This window comes from Bartonella grahamii ATCC 700132, assembly GCF_000518085.1.
In the GTDB taxonomy this organism is placed as follows: Bacteria; Pseudomonadota; Alphaproteobacteria; order Rhizobiales; family Rhizobiaceae; genus Bartonella; species Bartonella grahamii.
The window spans coordinates 1-24,059 of the sequence record NZ_JACX01000005.1 but is presented as its reverse complement, the minus strand read 5'-3'; the positions used below and the strand labels follow the sequence as shown (position 1 = coordinate 24,059).

General features: G+C 37.4%; 18 protein-coding genes and 2 tRNA genes. 5 read left to right on the top strand and 15 right to left on the bottom strand.

The genetic code is table 11. The features are described from left to right. From U736_RS13130 to U736_RS0102210, 8 genes are all read right to left on the bottom strand, one after another. Positions 1-240: hypothetical protein (locus U736_RS13130; RefSeq protein ID WP_425351851.1), on the bottom strand; the 240-nt coding region annotated here is incomplete at its 3' end. 307 nt (positions 241-547) lie between these two features. Further along, the gene (locus U736_RS0102245) at positions 548-1,462 is read right to left on the bottom strand and encodes a hypothetical protein (protein WP_012754769.1); all 915 of its coding nucleotides are present in this window, start codon (positions 1,460-1,462) and stop codon (positions 548-550) included. A gap of 2 nt (positions 1,463-1,464) precedes the next feature. Beyond that, a complete protein-coding gene (locus U736_RS0102240; RefSeq protein WP_026500239.1) occupies positions 1,465-2,352 on the bottom strand; it encodes a hypothetical protein in 888 nt (295 codons plus the stop codon). Positions 2,353-2,472: 120 nt separating this feature from the next. After that, the gene (locus U736_RS0102235) at positions 2,473-2,982 is read right to left on the bottom strand and encodes a hypothetical protein (RefSeq protein ID WP_147269649.1); all 510 of its coding nucleotides are present in this window, start codon (positions 2,980-2,982) and stop codon (positions 2,473-2,475) included. A 489-nt stretch (positions 2,983-3,471) separates the two neighbouring features. Then, the gene (locus tag U736_RS0102225; protein ID WP_244596105.1) at positions 3,472-4,272 is read right to left on the bottom strand and encodes a hypothetical protein; all 801 of its coding nucleotides are present in this window, start codon (positions 4,270-4,272) and stop codon (positions 3,472-3,474) included. 199 nt (positions 4,273-4,471) lie between these two features. Then, positions 4,472-4,786, bottom strand: a complete 315-nt coding sequence (locus U736_RS0102220) for a hypothetical protein (RefSeq protein WP_026500236.1) — start codon at positions 4,784-4,786, stop codon at positions 4,472-4,474. 525 nt (positions 4,787-5,311) lie between these two features. Beyond that, positions 5,312-5,388: transfer RNA gene (locus U736_RS0102215), tRNA-His, on the bottom strand. 140 nt (positions 5,389-5,528) lie between these two features. Then, entirely contained in the window at positions 5,529-6,611 is a 1,083-nt protein-coding gene (locus tag U736_RS0102210; protein WP_012754763.1) for a quinone-dependent dihydroorotate dehydrogenase, read from the bottom strand. Between the two features lie 1,329 nt (positions 6,612-7,940). On the opposite strand from U736_RS0102210, the gene mscL reads away from it, so the two are divergent. Next, positions 7,941-8,348 (top strand): large conductance mechanosensitive channel protein MscL, encoded by a 408-nt coding sequence (mscL, locus tag U736_RS0102205; RefSeq protein WP_026500234.1) that lies wholly within the window; start codon positions 7,941-7,943, stop codon positions 8,346-8,348. Positions 8,349-8,366: 18 nt separating this feature from the next. Here the strand turns inward: mscL and U736_RS0102200 are convergent, their stop codons facing one another. Both U736_RS0102200 and U736_RS0102195 read right to left on the bottom strand, forming a co-directional pair. After that, a complete protein-coding gene (locus U736_RS0102200; protein ID WP_026500233.1) occupies positions 8,367-10,073 on the bottom strand; it encodes a PAS domain-containing sensor histidine kinase in 1,707 nt (568 codons plus the stop codon). A 1,179-nt stretch (positions 10,074-11,252) separates the two neighbouring features. Continuing rightward, positions 11,253-13,829, bottom strand: coding sequence for a DNA translocase FtsK (locus U736_RS0102195; protein WP_026500232.1), 2,577 nt, complete (start codon positions 13,827-13,829; stop codon positions 11,253-11,255). A gap of 469 nt (positions 13,830-14,298) precedes the next feature. Between U736_RS0102195 and U736_RS0102180 the strand changes: the two genes are divergently transcribed. From U736_RS0102180 to rpoH, 3 genes are all read left to right on the top strand, one after another. After that, positions 14,299-15,729, top strand: coding sequence for an aldehyde dehydrogenase family protein (locus tag U736_RS0102180; RefSeq protein ID WP_026500231.1), 1,431 nt, complete (start codon positions 14,299-14,301; stop codon positions 15,727-15,729). Positions 15,730-15,758: 29 nt separating this feature from the next. Beyond that, a complete protein-coding gene (locus tag U736_RS0102175; protein WP_012754758.1) occupies positions 15,759-16,763 on the top strand; it encodes an RluA family pseudouridine synthase in 1,005 nt (334 codons plus the stop codon). 147 nt (positions 16,764-16,910) lie between these two features. Continuing rightward, positions 16,911-17,795 (top strand): RNA polymerase sigma factor RpoH, encoded by an 885-nt coding sequence (rpoH, locus tag U736_RS0102170; protein WP_012754757.1) that lies wholly within the window; start codon positions 16,911-16,913, stop codon positions 17,793-17,795. A gap of 191 nt (positions 17,796-17,986) precedes the next feature. On the opposite strand, the gene U736_RS0102165 is transcribed toward rpoH, so the two are convergent. The 3 genes from U736_RS0102165 to U736_RS0102155 all read right to left on the bottom strand — a co-directional run bounded on the left by U736_RS0102165 (position 17,987) and on the right by U736_RS0102155 (position 22,486). Then, positions 17,987-19,408, bottom strand: a complete 1,422-nt coding sequence (locus U736_RS0102165; RefSeq protein ID WP_026500230.1) for a hypothetical protein — start codon at positions 19,406-19,408, stop codon at positions 17,987-17,989. A gap of 241 nt (positions 19,409-19,649) precedes the next feature. Next, on the bottom strand, positions 19,650-20,939 hold the full coding sequence (locus U736_RS0102160) for an adenylosuccinate synthase (RefSeq protein ID WP_012754755.1): 1,290 nt from the start codon (positions 20,937-20,939) through the stop codon (positions 19,650-19,652). Positions 20,940-21,322: 383 nt separating this feature from the next. Next, entirely contained in the window at positions 21,323-22,486 is a 1,164-nt protein-coding gene (locus tag U736_RS0102155) for a phosphoserine transaminase (protein WP_012754754.1), read from the bottom strand. A gap of 396 nt (positions 22,487-22,882) precedes the next feature. On the opposite strand from U736_RS0102155, the gene U736_RS0102150 reads away from it, so the two are divergent. After that, a tRNA-Phe gene (locus U736_RS0102150) sits at positions 22,883-22,958 on the top strand. 99 nt (positions 22,959-23,057) lie between these two features. On the opposite strand, the gene U736_RS0102145 is transcribed toward U736_RS0102150, so the two are convergent. Further along, positions 23,058-23,261, bottom strand: coding sequence for a helix-turn-helix transcriptional regulator (locus U736_RS0102145; RefSeq protein ID WP_005865986.1), 204 nt, complete (start codon positions 23,259-23,261; stop codon positions 23,058-23,060). A gap of 72 nt (positions 23,262-23,333) precedes the next feature. Next, the gene (locus U736_RS0102140; RefSeq protein ID WP_026500229.1) at positions 23,334-23,957 is read right to left on the bottom strand and encodes a lambda exonuclease family protein; all 624 of its coding nucleotides are present in this window, start codon (positions 23,955-23,957) and stop codon (positions 23,334-23,336) included. Positions 23,958-24,059 lie beyond the last annotated feature (102 nt).

The window sequence follows — 24,059 nt, the reverse complement described above, 5'->3', positions numbered from 1 at the left end:
AGGAATGGCACTAAACCGCGCTTGATAGTGCGCGAGAAGTATCGGCATACGACAAACGAAAAAAGCCAACAATCCCAGCTCATGAGAAGCCCGATGTTTGCTCATGATGCTTTCAATTAGAAAATCGACATTGGGTTGCAGTCCTGTATTGTCCAAAATAGATCGCGCAAGCGAATTGAAGGGGCGCATAGGCGCCTGAAAACATGAAAAAAAGAAAGCAACCCGGACATCCCGTTGCATAATCGGATGACCAAACCCTAGCCAGGGTTTGTCTTTGCAATAATGCGTTACCACCGCCTCAAGATTCCCAGCTTCAATCTCATGGAGGACACTAGAAAGTCGCATGATAGCATATTTTTAGGCTCCCATATGCGCCGTGGCCAGTGGCACACCCTCCCCCCAATTAGTGCAGAAATGACGTCGCTCTTGGTACTGGACGCGTTACGTCGGTGCTAACCTTCTCTATTTTTTTGCAGAACAGAAAGCGCGTATCAGGCTCTCTAGCCATACTTAGAGTACGCAAAGTTATTCATCACTCTACAACACTTTAAGCGCGCAATTTTATGTTTTGTATTAAAGGATTTTTGCTTTCAAAATATACGAACAACATCACACAAAGTAGAATAAACAAGCTGCCCCCAACATTAAACCAAACCTTGCCTGTAACCAGCACTGTTGCACCGAAACAGTTAACAATAGCGTGGACAAAAAAAGGCGCACACGCATAAAATTTAGAGCGCGTAACAACACCACGATACGCCAACCATGTATTGAAAATATGCATAAGTATGACGCTCATTAAAGCACACAAAAAAATACTCGCTTGCGTCCAGGAATAAAAAATTACATACTCACTGGCTAATAACCTAGATCGAATAGGCCAGCCATTATAAACAAGGAAAGGCCCTAGCGCCTTATAAACTAATTCGCATAAACCCCAGCCTATGCCAATATTCAGCGGCAAACGCCACAAAAAACTAGGCGAGCACCGATAAAACTTAGTAACTAACCAACGACGCATGGCTTCTTCTGCTACAACAAAAAAAACTGTAAATGTTAAAAATAAAAAAACAAGCGCCAGCCCCTGCTCTGCACGACTCTTGGTTTCAACAATACTCATCATATAAAGCGTTTTTATTACAGATTGCTCCCAAAAAGCAATAAGCCCGCCAGCAATGCAGTTAGCAACAAACCATCCCACAGCACCAGCGACAACCAATTTGAACTTCAGAAAATGATGAAACACACATAGAAGAAAAACAACGCCAAGCACTTGCAGTAAACGTAAGGCATCAAGTTTATGTTCTGTTTCCGAGTAACGCCATACTAACAGAACAATCACCCCAAAAACTATGCCGCTCAACAGCACATTTATCCAACTAAATGTAGAGCGAAAAAAAATATAAATGACAGCGCCATAAATAAGGCCTGCGAGAAGCGAAGTAATAAATAAAACCAACATTATTATGCCCCCTCATTTACTACAGCGTAACTGCTATTTTTCTTCATGGATAATCTATCTTGCACAAAATCATAAATTTGCCGCATAAGAGCAAACATAAGAATAGTAGCGATTGTATAATGCCCAATTGCAAGAAGTTCTGGCTCAGCGGCCCGCCATGAAAAGCGCGCCCAAGCCGCCAAGCATTGTAAAAGCAGGATAAGAACAAAAAAACGCCATTTCTTGTCAAGGCAAACCACAAGCATTAAGAAAGTTGATAAAAGATTCAGACCTATAATAAACGCATAATATATTACCGTCTCAAGTAAAGAAAGTAAGGCGTCCCTATCAAGACTAAAAGCCCCTTTTAGGATCATCACAGCTTCTGGTAGAGATGTAAGCAGTGCAAGCCCTATAGCAGCCCCCCAAATCCCCATTCCCACGCCCAGTCCTGCCTCTACACCATTGCCATTATCTTCTGCCACCCAATGAGAGAGCAAAAAAAACTGCATAATCGCCATGCCTATAGGGAATAGACCAACAGCAAAAACAATATTAGGCGTACTATAAGCAGAAAAATCAAAAATCAAACTGCCTATCATACGCATAAAGCCGTATAGAAAAAAAATCAAAAGCACATAACAACCAGCGCTTGACCCAATAATCGCCTTCGTGCCTTTAAACGCTTTAACCAAAGAGAGTAACCAGCGGTACCCCAATATAAACGAAAGCGCCAAAACATAATAAGGAAAATAACTCACAGCGCCATAAACATAAAGAAAAACAAGACACAAAATAACGAGCAAGAAAACCAAATGTTCAACCAATGTTTTTTTCTTCATCAAAGGAAAAATAATCAGCACCAGACAAAAAACGGCGCCGATAACAGATAATGTCAATTTGTCAAGCATTATTGTAAGCCTCAAAAATAGAATTTATTAATATTGCATAGCCTGAAGAAATGTCAAACATAAACATAAAGACCAACCGCAAAATGAATTACAAAAGGCAGATAGGAATAGGCCTTGCGCTTATCTTGGATAATCAAGATACATAAAGCGCGTATTTACAACATGCATCAATACAATCATGCCCGCGGCAATAAGATAACTGATCGCTTGTGGACAAGATTCAAATGCGACATAGCCCACCATTTGTGGCACCCTATCAACACGGTAATTCAAGTAAAGAAAAAGAGCTGGGAGGGTCTTATAGCATAAGTCTAGAACACCCCAGTCCAGCCCGAAATAAAGGACCTCACGCGCAGCTAATTCTGGCTTATATACGCGAAGCAACCACAAACGCAAAAGCTCCGCAGTTAAAACTGATATCAAAAGGATAAAAAAGGGATAGCTTGCAGCAACCAAACTCATGTAATGCACCACCTGCTGCTGGCTATTATTAGCAGCAGACAAAGCAGGCAATGGCAACAAAGAGCTCAAATATACAAAACCTGCCCCAATACACAAGGCAGCAACTGCGCCACAGAATCCAAGAACTAAATATTTATATAAGTAGTGCTCGTACAGAATTAAAAGCATGCCAAGATAACATACCAAAAGCAAAGATAAGTCTGGAAGCCCACTTTCACTATGTGGATAAGCGAAGATGATAGCGCAGGAAAGGCCAAGCTAGCCCCCCAAAATGACGCGCTCGCCCAACAAGCCATTATTTTTAAGGAGACAAAGGCGGGAACTTATCCCAAAACTAAGCAACATTCCAAAAATTAAGTCAGACATATAATTTCCTTAAAGCGCCTTGCCCTCCCAAGCATACCAAGATATTATTGCAGGAGAAAAACTCCCTGCTAAGAGGCTGATAGTGTACCCCTTAGCAAGGACTTTACCTTGTTAAAAAAGCTAGGTCAAACAACAATTTCACCACTTAGAGCGAACACAATACCAACCAGCTTTAGCAATATCCGCGGCTGCGCCACGGGACCCCGCCTACTATTGCTCCAGAAACTGCCCCTCCTGGGTTGGCTGCTCTAGGCTTTAGGATAACCCAAAGAACTATAGTCTCCTGTCTTCTCACTCAGTTTTCTTTTTAAACGGGTTAATCACGCTAAGCTTCACATTCTTTGATTTAATGTAACGCGCGTACACATAAACAACAAACATCAAACAAATCCAATTTTTAACCATTCTATAGTCATCATCTGTATGAACAAACGCTACATAATAAGAAACAAAGAGGCTAAAAAACAGCTCTGCAAGAACATCAAGGACCAACCAATAATATTTCTTTGTAGTAACAAAGAGAACCATCAAAAATGTCAAAAAAACTTGGCCCGTTAGAATAGCGAAACCAAACACTGCATAATCAAACATTTTTTTCACTGCCTCCCTGTTTGCAAAACCTATCTGTTGATAGATTTCTCGAAGGTCTGATAAAAGCAGTGATGACACAAAAAAGATGCCTATGGCAAACCCACAGCCAATACAAATGCTTAAATCTAGCACTGACATAGATTTTTCCTTCAAAGCTTTAGCAATTAGGACATAGCGAGCCCCCCCTATCATCAACGGAATAATGAAAAGCAGATAAATATAGCCCGAAAGCTGCAGATCAAAAAAATCTAACAGAAGGTCATCACTCATAACAATAAAACCAGCTGCGATGAAAAAAATGGGGCAACTTGCGATAATGGCCAAACTAAAGCATTTTATATTGTTTACTATATTGGGTATAAATTCAATGCAAAAAGAAAGAAAGAACATAATTATAGCAACATAAGAAGATGTTATCGACACACCGACTATATACTCAAAATACTCAAAGGCATAAATGAGGGGAGGAGCAACCAATGCCGCCACTATGAATGCAACCATGTTCTCCCTGCCTAACATGCTTTTTCCATTAATAGCAATACTTTTGCAGAATAGATACAACATGCCAAACCACAGACAAAAATAAACGAGCACTATACTAAACTCGCCCATAGCTCCTCCTATGCAATATTCCAAACATAAAGGTGGCACCTTTTACAGTACCACCGTTCTAGGCTTTAGGATAACCCAAAGAACTACATCAAAAGTGCATCAACATCCCACCACCTGAATTACTAATAGATTGACCCAAAAACTGTGTGCCACACTGGGCAGCAGCCACACCATAACCAGCATAACCGCCTATGATATCTCTGAATTCATTGCCTACAATTTGCCCAAAGCTTCCTGTGGCCATTGCAGCATAAGGATTACGCCCCGCTGCCCATCCTATGACAGAACCACTCGCAAGGCCAACCTTACCACCATACTTGCTACCAAACGCAGTACCAGAGTTATATTTGCTACTAAAATTATCGGCACTGCAATAATCGTACGAACTATTTAAAAATCCCATTTATTTTCTCCAATTTAGTGTATAAATAAATCCCCCAAGGTTACTTATGTCCCCGCGCCAGAATGGCTCACCCATAATCAACCACCGAAACACCCCTGGAGATATGAATGCACTTTCATGCAAGTTCATATTTATAATATATAGTTGACAAAATCAAAGGCATTGTGTCAAAAATATGGCATATTTTAGTAAATTTATGCTTACTTATTTTATGTGTTTAAACTTAATGATTTATATTATGAACAATAATAATGAAAGTCGAATAAGATTCTCTTGGTTTACAAAATATACTGATAGAGATATTTATTGTTGCAATTGCAATCAGAATCATAGATTTAGCTAACCCATTTATATTTCAAGCGATTATTGATCGTATCATTCCTTTTTGGGCAAAATTTGAGAAAAATCATCCACGCAAGGTCTCTGCTCCGTGACGGCTCACACGCAAAAAGCCCGCCAAGCACGGCTTTTAACCGCCTCACAAAACGCCAAAAATAAGAATTAGAAAAGTTGTAACAAGACAAATGGTACGGTTGGTGGGATTTGAACCTACGACCTCTGGTGCCACAAACCAGCGCTCTAACCAACTGAGCTACAACCGCATAAAAAGAAAATGTATCATAACTGTTCACGATTTCGTAAACATTTATTCTTATGCTTATGTGACATAAGGAAAATCAACAAAGTTTGCAAGCCCCTTTAAAAAAATCTCGCAATTTTTTGTGAAGAAAAAAGCGTTTTTTTACAAAGAACATTTTGCCCAATGCTCAAGACTATGATCACGATAGTCTTTTATGTTATCAACACCGTCTTGTTGCATCATCTGCAAAATCTCTTGCAGAATAGTTATGGCAAGATGTGGACCTTCATAGACCATCCCACTATATAATTGAATTAAATCTGCGCCAGCTTTTACTTTTTCCAAAGCGGTTTGTGCGTCCTTTACACCGCCAACACCAATAATGGCAATCTCCTTCCCTAATTTTTGACGCATTTTTGCAAGCACAATAGTAGAACGCTCAAAAAGTGGTCGTCCAGAAAGCCCCCCCTCTTCATTACTGAGGTGACTATTGCTAAGACCTTGGCGTGAAAGAGTTGTATTGGAAACAATCAGTCCATTAAAATCAGAAAGTTTTATTTCTTCTGCAATATCATCCAATTCTTTCTCTGATAAATCTGGAGCAATTTTTAAAAAAATGGGAATGGAAAATCCATGCTTTTTCTCTTGCTCCTTTCGCGCTTTCGAAACTGCACTCAACAAAAGATGCAAACTGTCACGGGCCTGTAAATCACGCAAACCTGGCGTATTGGGAGAAGAAATATTAACCGTAAAATAATCAGCAACATTATAAAAATGAGCAATACCAACAGTATAGTCATCAATCTTATCGACCGTATCCTTATTGGCTCCAATGTTGACTCCTATAACACCAGTTTTTTTACACGCACGCAATCTATTGTAAACAACTTGATGTCCATCATTATTAAAGCCCATTCTATTAATAATCGCTTCATCTTCTTTTAAACGAAAAAGCCGTGGTTTAGGATTTCCAATCTGAGGCTTTGGTGTCACTGTCCCAATTTCAGTAAAACCAAATCCTAAACGAAAAATACCATCCACAACCTCTGCATTTTTATCAAACCCCGCTGCGAGACCAATAAAATTTTCAAACTCAAGCCCAGCAACAGTTACACACAAACGTTTATCGATAACCTTTTGACAGCCATTTAATCCACTTTTCAGCCCGAGAATTGCTAAACTGTGTGCTTGCTCTGGATCCAACATAAATAAGGCAGAACGGCCAATACAACGAAACAAACTCATCAATCCTTCTCCACAACATAAAAATGATCCATCGCACCTCACCTATATCTTTTAACACAAAAGATCACCAATCAAAGAGAGCATATTATCCAAATAATATTCCCCTTCTAGAAGAAAATTCATCACATAATAGCCATACATGTTTATATTGATGTATACTGTGTAAAAAAATTTTATTCTTAAAAAACGTTTTTCTTTTTCGACATTTTTCAAAGATTAAAACGTGAATCCTAATCTTATAGAATGCAGCATGAATTGAAACATCAATGGCTCTTCACCATAACCATGGTTTTGTGACATCTCATGCAGGAAAGCTCATAATTCTCTTAAAAATGCACGCAAATTATCCCTATTCCCAAAGTTCCTTTGTGTAATATTGTTTCCAATAGAAACAGAGCTTGCTCTATAAAGCTATTTTTTCCTAGCATTTATAGAATACATGGTTCATAAAATTATCTAAATTCATACTATTGTTGCGCTATTTATTAGCAACAGGATATTCAATCATTTGTACTCTATTGATAAAATTTTGAAGAAACTGCATTGTTTGCTTTGCCATTTCTGATGCGCTAAATACAATTTTGCATCTATAAGTGCTCTGTCTAACATATAGTTTAAGTAATGACAGTTGGTCATTGAACTCCCACCTATCATACCAACGATTTCCAAACCAAAATGATCTTGCAAACCCTAGAGCTCTGCTATTTATAAACTAATACAATCTTCCAGTAGATGAAATGTGTTTCTTCCATCAGAATTATCGCCATTTTAGCTCATGCACCCCAGTAAAAATAGCTTTTAGATAAGCCATAATGCCCTCCTAATTGCCATTATAGCTTACTAAATTAAGAGGAATTAAATTATAAGTTTTCTCCTTCCTCATCTATCTATTTCTTCCATCAGTGCTGAAATATATTTTTTATTTCCAAATTCCCTTTTTATAACAATACGTTATACCAATATATGCACTTCATCTGAGAAGCGTCCTGATAGCTCAACTTTCAACGCTGCTCATTTTGTGGTATTCTGTAAAAATCTTTCTTTTTAATGCTATCATAAAAATCTTGAGGCAATTATATAAATTAAGCTACGGTTTTCTACTTTCTGTTGAAAAAAGCAGATATAGTTTTTATCAAAAAAGCTTTTCTCTCAGAAATGTTCTATGTACATTCAAATAGAGCCCTAATGCTCTTTATTAAACCTTATAAAGTTCTTTGAAAATAATATTAATATTGTAATATAATCATAAAAATAAAATCTGCCCTTTCCTTTTTCATCAAAAGCGGTAAGTAAATTACCGTATATCGCTTACATAAAGGGGAAAACGCAATGCTTAAAGAATTCAAAGAATTTGCCCTAAAAGGTAATATGATTGACCTTGCTATCGGTGTGATTATAGGGGGCGCTTTTGGTAGCTTGGTCAACTCAATTGTCAATGACATTTTTATGCCAATCATTGGGCTGATTACAGGTGGAATTGATTTTTCTAATATGTTTATTCAACTTGCTGGCGAAAAACAAGCAACATTGAGTGCCGCCAAAGCAGCTGGAGCAACCATTAGCTATGGACACTTTATTACTTTACTTATCAATTTTCTCATTATTGCTTGGGTTCTTTTTTTATTCGTTAAAGCTATGAATAAAATCCGTAGAAAAGAAGAAGAAAGCCCAAAAAAAACGTCTTCAGAAGAACAACTTTTAACAGAAATTAGAGATCTTTTGGCTAAGAAAAAATAATTTTATGCAAGATTTACATCATGGAACACGAGGAAAAAACATTTCCACAGTTGTTCCATGATTGGGTTTTGAGAACAATAAAAATTGTCCTCCTCTTTCTTCCACCATTGCTTTACACATTGGGAGGCCTAAACCTGTTCCTATAAAAGCGCTATCACCAGATCGGCCATCTTTGCGCTCTACTTGACCATAAGGTTTCAGTGCCTGTACAATCTCTTCTTCGTTCATCCCTATACCATTATCACTCACTGAAATTTTTACACGCTCTTTTCTATAAGAAACGTGAACAATGATCTGTCCACCCAAAGGTGTAAAACGAATAGCATTGGAAAGAAGATTCCATATAATCTGGCGAAACACTTGTTGTGATACAGGAATAAATGGAACATGAGGTGGAGCAACAATACGCATGATAATGCCGTTCTGATTGGCTTGAGTTTCAAGAAAAGCTATCGTCGCACGTAAACAAGATATCACATCAAATGTTTCAGAAATAATAGAAGAATCAATCTGGTTATTGGAACCAGAATAATTTATCTTCGAGCACTCTAGTAATTGATTAATCAGCAATAATATATGTTTTCCAGAGAAAATAATATCGCGTAAATATCCACGATAGCGCTCATTTTCTATCGAACCAAAACGGCCTTCTCTCATAATTTCTGCAAAACCAATAAGAGCATTCAAAGGTGTTCGTATTTCATGAACAACCCCAACAATTTTATCCTCTTCTGCTTTTTTTCCTCCTGATGGAACTGTTTGTGTCCTATCACGCAACATAACAGCATAATTGCCTTGCTGTGCCAAAAATACAATCGTTATCAAAACGGTTATATTTTTATGATTTTTCGTCATTAAATCAGCTGTTTCTCTGCGATTTAAAACCTGATTTTTCCCCTCCACACGGATTGATTTAAAATATTTTTCAACGAAAAATCGGCTTTGCAAAGTAAATAATGAAGAGAGTGGCTGTCCTCGTAGTTCATTTATTTCATAACCCATCAATGCTAAGGCTGCCCTACTTGCTGATTGAATAAAGCCCTCTTCATCCAACCATAAAACACCATCTGTTGCTGTATCCAACAATGATAAAACTGCTGCGGGCTCTTTTACGAGAGCTTGTTCTATAGCATTTACCGGCAATGTTTGTGTATATGGTAACTGAATAGCTGTTTCTTCAACTAATTTTTTTTCTTTTACCGATGAATTCAATTCATCACGTAATTTCTCTGCAATTTCATGAAAAGCTGAACGTTCTATCTCCGTAAGACATGGCATTTCTGTTTCCAGCTTTTCATCTCTTTTTTCTTGGACTTTTTTTCGTATTTTTAAAACACCAAAGCCACGAAACCCCTTAAGCTGCTTTTTAACATCAAAAATTGGCAAAGCCGACAACTCAACATCAAGCCATTGTAAGCAACCATCAACAGGCCATTGAACAATCTCTTTACTCCAAGGCATAGCAGATTCAATAAAATGACTGAGAACCAGATATCGATCATCATTAAATTGATGAGCAAGCTCATGAAAGCTACATCCTAAAATAGAAGAAGAGAGAGGACCAACAACTTCAGCTAGCTCTTTTGAGACTTCACAAAATAAACCATTATGATCGATTTCCCACGTAAAAGGCCGAGGCAAAAGCTCTGGTGTAAAACGAAAAGCTTCTTGCTGACATTTTAATTCATTTGTATTTAACTTCAATTCATCTGCTTTTAATGGCATAACTAAAACTAAAAAGTGTTGGATTTAATCTCAAATGAATAATGCTAATTTGTTTACAATTACCTGTTCTGGTTAAAATAACTTGATATCTCATATCAATTGTCTGTAGCAAAATTTTGACTGTTTCATCAACAAAACAAGAATAAAAAGAATCCTCCAACTCCTGTTGCTTATTCACCCATTATTGTAACAAATCTTGTTACAATAATGGTAACATCTCCCTCGCATAAATAGTACTCAAAAAGAATACACTTATTTTACGCATTCATGTGCCTGTTTTAAAAAGATATCTCCCAAGCTCCCCAAGCTTATTTTACGACGGCATCCGTAAATGGTGTAATGTAAAGTCCCCCATAACAGATAGCAAGGCATTGTACATTACATTTTTATGCTTATAAAATAGCTGGTTAGAACCATCATTATACTAATTTTAACCCCTAATGTCACCAATAGTTCTTGGCATTTGAAGGCGTTCATAAGCGGCATTTTTATTTCTTTTTTTTACTTTTTTACCCCTACATTATTATGATACGCAAGAAAATCGTTTTATTTGTTTCAACAGAAACAAATTTGAAATGAAAAAATCTTACGATATTTGAAACTTTCATTCAATACTTATAATGATAAATTATTATTATAAATCAATAAATTGCATTATAAAAATAGAAATTAAAATTTCTTTTTCAAATAAAGTTTCTCGTAAGAACACCTTTCTTGGCCAATAATATCAAATAATGACAAATTTAGCATAGTGCCTTAAAGCACCCAATGCAACAAAACTTGCATATTGGATACTCTTCTTATGATGCTCTCCATAATCCCCAAAAGACCTTTCTTTCATCAGAACCACTATAGAAGAGAAAACAAAAAATATACCACTGCACTATTTAACCAAAGAATTTTTCTGCAATCAGAAAAGAGAACAAAAATTATCTGTTCTCATATAAAGATTTGTTTAATTTCTTTACATTCTAGATCATCTAGAAATGTTAAAAACATCTCCCCTTTTGGTATCAGCAGTTAAAAGATCGCTTTTGCTTTATTACTCTCTACTCAATTTTTTAATATTATTATAAAAATAAATACATAGTCACATCTGCTTAAAAAAATAAAACAAGCATTCGCTATTTAAATAATGACTGTTAACATTTTAAAAATCGCACATTTTAATGTGCTTTTTTATTTCCCTGCATTGAGTAAAATTTCACGTTTTCCCACATGATTAGCGGCTCCAACAATGCCTTTTTCTTCCATCCGCTCAACAAGAGAAGCTGCTTTATTATAGCCGATTGAAAGTCGGCGCTGAATATAAGATGTTGAACATTTTTTATCACGCATAACAATCTTTACAGCTTGATTATAAAGCTCCTCTCCCTCTTCATCAAAATTTTCTCCCTCAGAAACTTCAACCGTTGAATCGGCAGAAGCATCCTCTTTGTTATCGTCTTCGTTATCCGTGACGGTTGCTAAATAATCAGGTTTTCCTTGCAGTTTAAGATGTGCAACAATGGATTCAACTTCTTCATCAGAGACAAACGGTCCATGAACGCGTACAATACGTCCCCCACCTGCCATATGAAGCATATCTCCTTGACCTAAAAGCGTTTCAGCACCTTGTTCACCTAGGATCGTACGACTGTCAATTTTTGATGTCACTTGAAAGGAAATGCGGGTAGGAAAGTTCGCTTTAATTGTCCCTGTGATAACATCAACAGAAGGGCGCTGCGTTGCCATAATAAGATGAATACCAGCCGCACGCGCCATTTGTGCTAAGCGCTGAATGGCATTCTCTATTTCTTTCCCTGCCACCATCATGAGATCAGCCATCTCATCAACAATCACAACAATATAAGGAAGCTGCGTCAGATCCATGGCTTCTTCATGATAAAGCATTTCCCCTGTTTCCTTATCAAAACCCGACTGTACAGTACACATGATCGTTTCACCTTTTTGAGCCGCAAGTGCAACACGTGCATTAAAACCATCAATATTACGTACACCTAACTTAGCCATTTTGCGATAACGCTCTTCCATTTCACGAACCGCCCATTTTAAAGCTGTTACTGCTTTTTTAGGATCTGTTACAACAGGTGTTAAAAGATGTGGAATGCCATCATAAACAGAGAGCTCTAGCATTTTAGGATCAACCATGATCAAACGACACTGTTTTGGTGTCATACGATAAAGAATCGACAAAATCATTGTATTAATTGCTACAGACTTGCCTGATCCTGTTGTTCCTGCAACCAATAAATGAGGCATTTTTGCTAATTCTACAATGACCGGCTCACCACTAATCCCTTTCCCCAAAGCAAGAGCAAGTTTAAATTCACTTTCACGAAAAGAACGTGTTTGAATTAATTCCCGTAGATAAACGGTTTCACGAACCGCATTGGGTAACTCAATCCCTATAACATTCCGTCCAGGAATAACAGCAACGCGTGTAGAAATAGCAGACATAGAACGCGCAATATCATCAGAAAGATTAATAACGCGCGATGACTTTACACCCGCAGCAGGCTCAAATTCATACATTGTAACCACTGGCCCTGGATGTACATGGATAACTTCACCCTTAATGCCAAAATCTTCCAAAACACTTTCCAAAAACCCAGCACCGCGTTCCAATGTTTCCTGAGGAATCATCGTACCTTCATGAAAAACAGGTTCCTGTAATAAATTGATCGGAGGAAACTCATAAGCATCACTGTCAATAGATTGAATATTTTGCATAAAAGCAGAGTCATAATTGCTTAATGGCACGCGGGCAGATTGCAATATTTTCGTTTTACCGTTTGCTTGCATCACAGACAAATCTTTTAAATTTGGTGTGACATTCTTTGTTATGCAATCGACAATATTATTGGTTTTTTTCGTCTCTATACTAGACTCAGCGTCGCTTAGTGCCTCAGTATCGTTTAACGCCCTTGCATTACTTAACGTATGAGCGGAATCTTCAACAGAAAGCTTAGAATGACATTCTTTAGTAATATCATTATTTGTATGCATTAAATCAGAAATTTGCTCAACGCCTCGCATCCTTTCCTCTGAAGATTCCGATGTAATGGAATCATAGAGTTGCGGAAAGCGGTATTCGAGAACACGGTAAAGAGCAGTTATTGACTCATCAAAGATAGAAGGAATATCGGATGTAATTTTATTTGTCGTGTCAATCGATGTTTGATCCTCTTTTGAAGTTTGAGTATCCATATGTTCAAATATCAAAGATATACATTCAAAAAATGCATCATCGGAAAGATGCCAAGCAGGATTCATTTTTTGTAGCACATTTTCTACTTGTAATTTATGCTCTTGTTTACCCTCCTCAAGAGGGATATTTTCTAATGGTATACGAGTAACTTGTCGTGACAACTGCTTCAAAACTGTTGAATGACAAACCGACGTTTTATTTTCTATTGATTGAGGATTAATGACTTTTTTTGTCGATGAAACGCTTGTTGTTTTCTTGTTACAACGTACAATATCTGTATCTGTAATTTTTTTTTGATCTTGCTTCGTAAAAATTTTAAACTGCTTTGCAAAAACTGGATCTGTTTCTATACGACGACGCAAAATCTCAACTTCTGGGGTTCGCGTGAAACGGACATTTTTTCCGAGGGTAAATGCCTTTTTCCATACTTCCGGATAAGGAAATATCTCAGTAATCTTAACAGATAAATCTTCTCTTGATGCACCTTTCGTACCATCATCAGAAAAAGAAGGCGTAGAAATAGATTTTGTTTTCGAATTATGCATGGCACCCAACAAATTTATAGCAATGAGAAAAATAACCTTTTCAAAAAGAATTCGTAGAAACTATCATACGAAGGTTAATAACCTTTTGCTGATGGTTACTTTTTAATGAAAAAAATAATGCCATAATGCATATTCATAATCTCCCTTCTGCATATTTACGATATAAATTGTCTCGTTTGTGATGTCATAGAGCTCGTATTTCATTTGTTTTGAAGAAAACTTCATGATAAAAAAGCTTCAGGAAAATTGTCTATAGCTCTCTTTCTCTCCCATTTCATAAAAGCAATTAGTCCTAATAATACAAATGGGTGTATAAGCATTGCTCTGTTGAATTCTCCATGCTCAGTTATCATGATACAATCTAATTTCTCGCGTTTTTATAAGATTACCCTTGTTATCCTCGTTTAAAACGGCTTAGACTAAGATAATCATAATTAAATAAACACAAATAGAAAAAAGGGAGTGAATTATGTTTAACAAACGGAAATTTTATATCAATGGTCTATGGGAGGACCCAAGCACTCCTCACGATTTTGACGTCATTAATCCATCAACAGAAGAGGCTTGTGCTGTCATTAGCCTTGGAAGTACAGAAGATGCCGATAAAGCAATTAACGCAGCTAAAGAAGCGTTTCAAAAATGGAAAACAACGTCACCAAGTGAGCGTCTTGGGTTCGTTGAAAAAATTCTAAATATCTATGAAAAACGCTCTAAAGAGATGGCAAAAACCATTTCAATGGAAATGGGAGCACCGATTGATATGGCACTTAATGCGCAAACCGCAACTGGCAGTTCCCACATTCGCAATTTTATCGAAGCTTATAAAGAGTTCTCGTTCCAAGAAACTTTAATAAAGGAAAATGAACAAGCAATTCTTCACTACGATCCTATCGGCGTCGTAGGATTAATTACGCCATGGAATTGGCCCATGAATCAAGTAACTCTTAAAGTTATCCCTGCTCTCTTGGCTGGCTGTACCATGGTATTAAAGCCCTCTGAAATTGCGCCTCTTTCTGCTATGCTTTTTGCTGAATTTTTAGATGAAGCTGCGCTCCCTGCCGGTGTTTTTAATTTAATCAATGGTGATGGTACAACTGTCGGCTCTTACCTCTCAGCACATCCAGATCTAGAAATGATTAGCTTTACTGGTTCAACTAGAGCAGGAAAAGATATTTCTAAAAATGCTAGCGCTACTTTAAAAAGAGTCTGTCTGGAACTTGGGGGAAAAGGAGCGAATATTATCTTTGCTGATGCCGACTCAGATGCTATTCAACGTGGTGTGCGACATTGCTTTTATAATAGTGGACAAAGCTGTAATGCACCGACTCGTATGCTTGTGGAACAAAGCATCTATGACAAAGCCATAAAAATAGCTAAAGATATTGCAGAAACAACAAAAGTAGGACCGAATTGCCAAGAAGGAAATCATATTGGTCCCGTCGTTTCAAAAAAACAATATGATAAAATTCAAGATCTTATCCAATCGGGAATTGATGATGGTGCAACTCTTGTTGCAGGCGGAACTGGTTTACCAAGAGGAATTGAACGCGGTTATTATGTCCGTCCAACAGTCTTTGCTGATGTAAAACCTCATATGCGTATTTTCAAAGAAGAAATCTTTGGTCCAGTTCTCTCGATTCTTGCTTTTAATACAGAAGAAGAAGCTGTCGCTTTAACGAATGACACTGAGTATGGTCTTACAAACTATATTCAATCACAAGATCGCAACAAATGTCGTCGCATTGCGGCACAAGTACGCTCTGGTATGGTAGAAGTTAACGGACATGGATTACCCAGTGGAAGCTATTTTGGAGGTGTAAAATTTTCTGGACGCGCCCGTGAAGGGGGACATTGGGGAATTAAAGAATTCCTCGATAGTAAAGCAATTTCGTACTGGTAAAATCTTATTAAAAACTTAATAGGAATCGTATGGTAATACAAAAAATAACGGATGAAGGTGCTCTTGGGCAACGTCTTGATCAGTGGCTAGCAAAACAATACCATAATGTGTTCTCACGTTCACGTTTGCAAACCCTCATCCGTGAAGGCTATCTTAAAATTGATGGTCAATTCATAAAGGAACCAAAAACAAAATTAAGACCTAAGCAAATAATTGAATTGGCAATGCCTGACCTTCGTGATGCAGAACCTAGTGCTGAAGCTATTGCATTGGACATCCTTTTTGAAGATGATCATATCATTGTTATTAACAAACCAGCAGGTCTTGTTGTTCATCCTGGCAATGGAAATTGGACCGGTACGTTGGTTAATGCCCTTATTTATCACTGCGGTAATAGTTTATCTGGTATAGGTGGTGTTAAACGCCCTGGCATTGTCCATCGTCTCGATAAAAATACAAGTGGTGTTATGATTGTTGCAAAAAATGATCTGGCTCATAAAAGTCTCAGTGCTCAATTTTCTGATCATGGACGTACCTGTGCATTAGACCGACGCTATCATGCCTTGATTTGGGGGACACCTCACCGCAATGTTTGGACAATTGATGCATCACTTGGCCGTTCGCCCCACAACCGAACAAAGCAAGCTGTTATCCATAAGCAAAACCCTTATGCTCGTCATGCTGTTACACATTTTTCTTTGCTAGAAAAATATGGCTCTCATGCAGACTCAACATCTTTTGCTAGCCTTCTGGAATGTCGCTTGGAAACTGGACGCACCCATCAAATCCGTGTTCATATGGCTCATATTGGGCATCCACTCATAGGCGATACAGTTTATGGAAATGCTTTTAAAACAAAATCAAACGCATTCAACCCCACTATTAGAAATGCAATCGATCAATTCAACAGACAGGCACTTCATGCCGCAAGTCTCTCTTTTGAACACCCTTCTACCGGTAAAGTTATGTCGTTTTCCGCACCACTACCTCAAGATATGGCTAAACTTATTAAGCATTTTAAAAAAATGAATTGAAACTTTTCTCCTTCTCAAGATTTCACAATAAAATATCTTTTTTTGAACAAAATTGAAAAATATGCTAAAGTGAATGTGCACAGGTATTACTATCTGAAACATAGAATTTGCCTTATCAGGGAATTCAGACAAAAGGAGGGTGCTATTATGGCCCATATGAATTTGTTATCAGTAACCGCAGGCGATGGCGGATTAAACCGTTATTTGGAAGAAGTGCGTCATTTTCCAATGCTTGATCCAAAAGAAGAATATATGTTAGCTCAACGTTACCGTGAGCATAATGATTTAAAAGCAGCGCATAGGCTAGTAACCAGTCATTTGCGTCTTGTAGCTAAAATCGCGATGGGATATCGCGGCTATGGACTCCCCATTGGGGAAGTCATTTCAGAAGGCAATGTTGGACTCATGCAAGCTGTTAAGCGTTTTGAGCCAGAACGTGGTTTTCGTCTTGCAACCTATGCAATATGGTGGATTAAAGCATCAATCCAAGAATATGTATTGCGGTCTTGGAGTTTGGTGAAGATGGGGACAACAGCTAATCAAAAGCGCTTGTTTTTTAACCTTCGTAAATTAAAAAGTAAACTTCAAGCACTTGATAACGGTGATCTCAATGCAGAACAAGTAAAAGAAATTGCAACTCAGTTGAATGTCTCAGAAGATGAAGTTATATCAATGAACCGCCGACTTGGTGGTGACACTTCACTCAACGCACCCCTTCGTACAAAAGAAGGGGAAAACAGCGAGTTGCAAGATTGGTTGGTGGATGAATCTAACGATCAAGAACAAGTTTTAATTGAAAAAAGTGAATTGGAGAATCGTCGTTCCATGCTTATAAATGCCATGGACAATCTCAATGAACGTGAAAAACGTATATTCAAAGCACGTCGTTTAAACGATATACCATTAACTCTAGAAGAACTCTCTGGTGAATTTAACATTAGTCGAGAACGAGTAAGGCAAATTGAAATGCGTGCATTTGAAAAAGTGCAAGATTCTATCAGAGATTCCGCTTTATCTCAAAGTCAAATATAAGACTCTAGAATTAGGTATGAAGCCAATTGTTTGCGCATTTTTAAAGTAGAAATGAGAAAAGCGTATATTGGCTTTGTACTTGTAAATTAGTCTGTAGAATCCTTTGAGTTATAGTATACAATTTTATTGAGCGTGTTTGATATAACTAATAAAAATCAATATCGAGAAATAACCTTTTATTTTATTTGCATCTATGTTTTATCTTTCTGATCAAGAACTGTTAACTTATCTTGTTGTGCAAGCCATTGTCCAATAACTTTATTGAAAATAGACTTACCTGTTGGTCCTTTTGCAAAAGTTAATTCATTTATACGTCCGTTTTTATCCGTTAACACTAAACGCACCCAATCTAATTCTCGCATCAATTGCAAATTTCGATCAAGAAATGGATGATTACCACTCAATGCAACAAGAAAAAAATCATCATTAATTTTTGTAGAAATAGTTCTTACTAAAGGCTGCCCAATAGATTGTTCACTTGCTTTAAAGGTTAATGCTTGAACACTGCTTATAGCTTTCCCTGAGAATTTATCAGAAAGAATAAAAATAAGATCCATAATATATGCAGCAGGAAATGTCCGATCGGTATTGCGACGTAAAATTAACCGTAATGATAGCCCTTCATCAGGAATTGTTATATCACCTTGTATAGCTGTTTCTTCTGGAGCCCCCTTCACATAAGACTCCTTTATAAGCGTCCAGCGAACACTTCCGGTTGCTATCTTTTCTGCATCATAATTTGTACGTGCTTGATAAAAAACAGCTTCACCTAATTTATCAAGAGATTGCAAATTGCTGGAAACAACGGTTGAGACTCCTTCTTCATCCGAAGAATCTGTCGCTTGTTTTAAACCGACATCAATTTCACTCCCATCCTCTAATAAACGTTGTGTTAACTTTCTCTTAACCGAAAGTGCCTTTGGTACTTCGTGAGAAACTTGAAGATTTTCTCCTAACACTTGATGATCATTTGATACAAATACACGCCCACCAATAAAAAAAATACCAATAGTAAAAACAGCAAAACTAACAACAGAAACAGCACTTATCACAATACGCCTTTGCACCAATGATTTATTAGCACGACGTAAAGCCTGAGAAAAAATATGCGAAACAATATGAGGATTATCTTCTTGCGACGAAGAAATCTTTAACTCACAGCTATTAACATGCTGAGAAGGTACATCAGCCTCCATATTAACAGGCTCTGCATCTGGTATATCTGATACCCAAGGCTCATCAAATAACTTGCTATCCTTTGGATGTGTAACAAAATCCTGCTTTCTTTTTATGTCTAACACTGAAAATTCATTATTCTTTGGTAATATAGTTTTTTTTGTATATTTCTTATCTTCATTTATATTTGTGGGATCCCACCCAATAACTGAAGAAAGCAACTTCTTTTCAACTGCTAAATATTCTTCTTCAACAGTTGCAATAGCACTCTGAAGAATCTTTCTTTGTTCATCTGCTATTGCTTGTGGTATTTTTGCTGTTACAAATTGATATTCTAGTGTTTCGATAGCCCGTTTATAAATCCGCTTACGCACTTGTGATGTAACATTATTTTGTGCATCAATTGCCTTTTTTAAGATTCCAACGAAATCTACCATTTCCTCTATAATCTCTCTTAAACTAAGCAAAGAACCCCTAGAACTCAGGCTAAAACAGCTTTATTTTAGGCTCATAAGTTTATTGTCATTTATATTGGTACAACTATTGTCATAGTGTAAAATGAATATGAAAAATAAACAATGTCATTTTACACCTTTCTTTCACGCACTCTTAAAAACTCTTTTTGTTAAAAGATATAGAAGTGAACAAAAGATCTATATGGAAACCTAAAAATAATAATCAATTTGCAAAAGGATCTGTAATAAGAATAGTATCTTCACGTTCTGGACTCGTAGATAATAAAGCCACTTTTGTGTTAATCAGTTCTTCAATATAGCGTATATATTTAACAGCCTGCATTGGTAAATCTTCCCACCTCAATGCATGGGCTGTTTTTTCCTTCCAACCTTCTAATGTTTCATAAATAGGCTTCACACGGGCTTGGGCTCCCATGGAAGAAGGTAAATAATCAATCCTTCTACCATCAAGCTCGTAACCAATACAAACTTTTATTTCATCCAAACCATCCAAAACATCAAGTTTTGTCAATGCTATACCTTGAACACCGCAAACTACTACCATCTGACGGACTAAGACAGCATCAAACCAACCACATCGACGCTTTCGACCCGTTACAACACCAAATTCATGCCCACGCGCTCCCAGAAATTCACCAATATCATTTATCTGCTCTGTAGGAAAAGGCCCTTCTCCAACACGTGTGGTATACGCTTTCGCAATACCCAAAACATAATGAATTGCACTAGGTCCCATCCCTGAACCTGTACATGCCTGCCCAGCAACTGTATTCGATGATGTTACGTACGGATAAGTTCCAAAATCATTATCGAGTAAAGCACCTTGCGCACCTTCAAAAAGAATGTGTTTCCCTCCTCGATAACCTTCATCTAAAAAACGCCACGTACAATCCATAAAGGGCAAAACTTTATCCGCAACTTGCATCAATTCATCATAAAGCGCTTGAGAATCAATCTCTGCAACACCCATCCCACGACGCAAAGCATTATGATGCCTCAAAAGCCGCTCAATCTTAGCCATAAGTGTATCTTTTTCTGCTAAATCCATCACTCGGATAGCACGACGTCCCACCTTATCTTCATAAGCTGGTCCAATACCACGCTTTGTTGTACCAATCTTTAAACCAGATAAACCGCTTTCTCGAATTGCATCAAGATCACGATGCAAAGAAAGAATCAAAGGAGCATTTTCAGCAATACGTAAAATTTCCGGTGTGATTTTCACGCCCTGATCACGTAGTTTTTTTAACTCTGCTACAAAATGATGGGGATCAACTACAACACCATTCCCAATAATTGATAACTTCCCACGAACTAAACCCGATGGTAAAAGTGATAATTTATAACTAACTCCATCAATAACCAATGTGTGGCCAGCATTATGCCCCCCCTGATATCTCACCACGATATCTGCTCGCTCAGACAACCAATCTACAATTTTACCTTTGCCTTCATCACCCCATTGTGTACCGACAACAACTACATTGGCCATAACTTTCTCCGTCGTGTTTAGTCAAAAAAATCAGCATTCAAAAACAAACACTTCTTTATAACGAAACCTTAGAGCAAGTGCGACTCCTCATTTCAGATTTTTCTCAATCTTCAAGTGATTAAATTTTCAAATTTATGATAATAAAGATAAGCAAATACCAAAATATTTTAAATCTGTCATTTTTGCTACAAAAAGTAAAAAAATAGAGATTTTAATTTGTGCGTATCCAACACCTGACAGAGCATTTATTCCTCCTCTTAATCTTTTACAATTTATGTAATATTTAGAGGCTGTTTGTCTGATACAAGAATATGAAAGATCATCATAATCTCTCGTATCCTTTTTCTGTTTAAAAACACCCTGTGAAAATCACCAGTAATTATTTAAAGCTGTGCTTTTTCCACTTGGAACGCCCACTCAAGCCATTGTGTTAAAATTTCAAGATCGGAAGCCTCAATTGTTATACCCGCCCAAATTCGAAGCCCCGGAGGAGCATCGCGATACGAACCAATATCATAAGCAACTCCTTCCTCATCAAGACGTTTCACAACCGCTTTTATGAAAGATACTCGCTTTTCCGTATCCAAAGAAGTAATCACTGGATCCACAATATCTAAACAAATAGCGGTGTTAGAACGCACTTCAGGATCTTTTGCCAAATATTCTAACCATGGTGTTTTGCGAACAAAAGCATCAAGTACAGAAAAGTTTTTCTCCACCCGTGCTCTTAATGCCGCTGCACCTCCTAGAGATTTTGCCCACTTCAATCCATCAAGAAAATCCTCAACACAAAGCATGGAAGGTGTATTGATTATCTTTCCTTTAAAAATATCTTCGTTCAATTTTCCATTTTTTGTCATATAGAAAAGTTGAGGCATAGGCCAAGCTGGAACATAATTCTCAAGCCTCTCAACAGCACGAGGACTTAAAATCACCATACCATGCGCAGCCTCACCTCCCAAAACTTTCTGCCATGAAAAAGTAACAACATCTAATTTTGAAAAATCAAGATATTGCGCAAAAGCTGCAGATGTTGCATCACAAATGGTCAATCCAGCCCGCTCATGGGGAATGAAATCTGCATTAGGAATACGCACACCAGAAGTTGTCCCATTCCATGTAAAAACAACATCACGATCAAAGTCAAGTTGTGTTAAATCTGGTATTTCACCATAAGGAGCTTCAAAACGACGCACATCAGAAAGCTTTAATTGCTCGACAACATCTTTATTCCACCCAAATCCAAAACTTTCCCACGCCGCCATATCAATGCCACGCTCACCTAATAGAGACCATAGAGCAGCCTCAACAGCACCGGTATCTGAACCTGGCATAATTCCTATACGATGATCAGAAGGAACCTCAAGAATCTCACGGGTTAAATTAATAACTTCAGCAAGTTTTAATTCTGCTTCTCTAGATCTATGTGAACGCCCAACTAATGCATTTTTAAGAACATCAAGAGTCCAACCAGGCCTTTTGCTACAAGGACCTGAAGAAAAATTAGTATTATTGGGACGACTGCTTGGTTTTTGTAACATTATCATTATTTCTCCCCTTTTAGATGTTTTTTTCTTTATAAAGAAAAACGAATTATTATAAAGACTAATCAATAATCTTTTTAGAAAAAAGTCAAAAATATTTTCTATTATTTCGTATGCTTAAAATTCACTGAAACTTTATAAAAAAACCTTTCTTAATCATGCTTCTCGATTGATTCTTTTAATTTTTTGTATCATCACCACGATAAGACAGCATTCTACTAACAATACACTAACGCATCCAATATGCCTATCAAATTTATTTTATGATAAAGATTCATTGATAACTCTCTAGAATAGGGAGATAAACTTATTAAAAAATCAATTATTTTTCTTTTGATGACTGGACAGAGAAAATTTTAATGTTATAACCGCAAGCGCTTTATATTTTTTATGAAGCATGCCCAGATAGCTCAGTTGGTAGAGCAGCGGACTGAAAATCCGCGTGTCCGTGGTTCGAATCCGCGTCTGGGCACCACTTTTTGTGTTTAACATATTGAAATATATAGATTTTTTCTTTAAATCGCCATTTTCAGACCACCTTTTAGACCACCTTCTACAGTTTATATAATTTTACCTAATTTGTTCTTATTTGCTCCTTATTTTTCTTTGGAGTGAAGGCTAAGATCTCTTTTTTTCTCCATCTCACTGCTCTCCCTAGCTTATATGGCTCCGGAAACAACCCCTGAAGCACCCAATTGCGAATCGTTGTTGTGGATACACTAAAAAGCTGTGCACACTCACGTGTCGTTACATATCTATCTCCATCATCAAATATCATCTCATTACCTTTCTCTTTTTTATATTAATTAAATGGGCGGGGGTGCTGGGAGGAGAGAGCACCCCCATAGGTTTAAGCGGCTTTTGCCAAAATCTTTTGCATCTCTTGTTCTATTTCCCCTAAAAAGATTTCGACCGCTTTATTAATCTCTTCAATGTGTTTCTCATCACGGTTGACGCGTTTGACTTTCATTCTCAAACCAGTAGATTTGCCTACAAAGTTTGGATTATAGCTAATGAAATCACACCATTTGCGTCCTGTGCATGCCATTTGGAATTGCATTTGTGCGTGATATTCTGGTTTGATTTCGTCATACATAAAAAAACGAAGATGGGTTGTTGATTGTGGACATTTGACTTCGATTAAACCGTCCTCTCCAATGAACCCATCAGGACTTGCACCCGCCATTTTCATTTTTGGGTGGGGAATAAACCCGCATCTTGTGACTTCTGTGTCATAAATGAATTCATATTCTCTCAAGGCATTCTCTTCATGTTCAATGCCCCATTGCATAGCAGGTGTTGTATAAGATTGGCTTATTCCCTCTATTAAGCGTTCTATCATGAGTTTCGTTTTGTAGTCTTCATATTTGCTTGTAGGCAAACCTTTTGCTGTCTTACTGAGTACGTTGTAAACGTTTGAAGCAGTGACTTTACCCAAGCGCGCTTGAAACCATTCTGCTGTTCTTTGTTTCATCTCACACCGCCGTTTGTTGCTCTTGTGGCGTTGCTATATCGGCATCTTGTATAGTAGAATCTGTTTCCACCTTTTGCTTGTTTTGTTTCTTTTTCAAAAGAT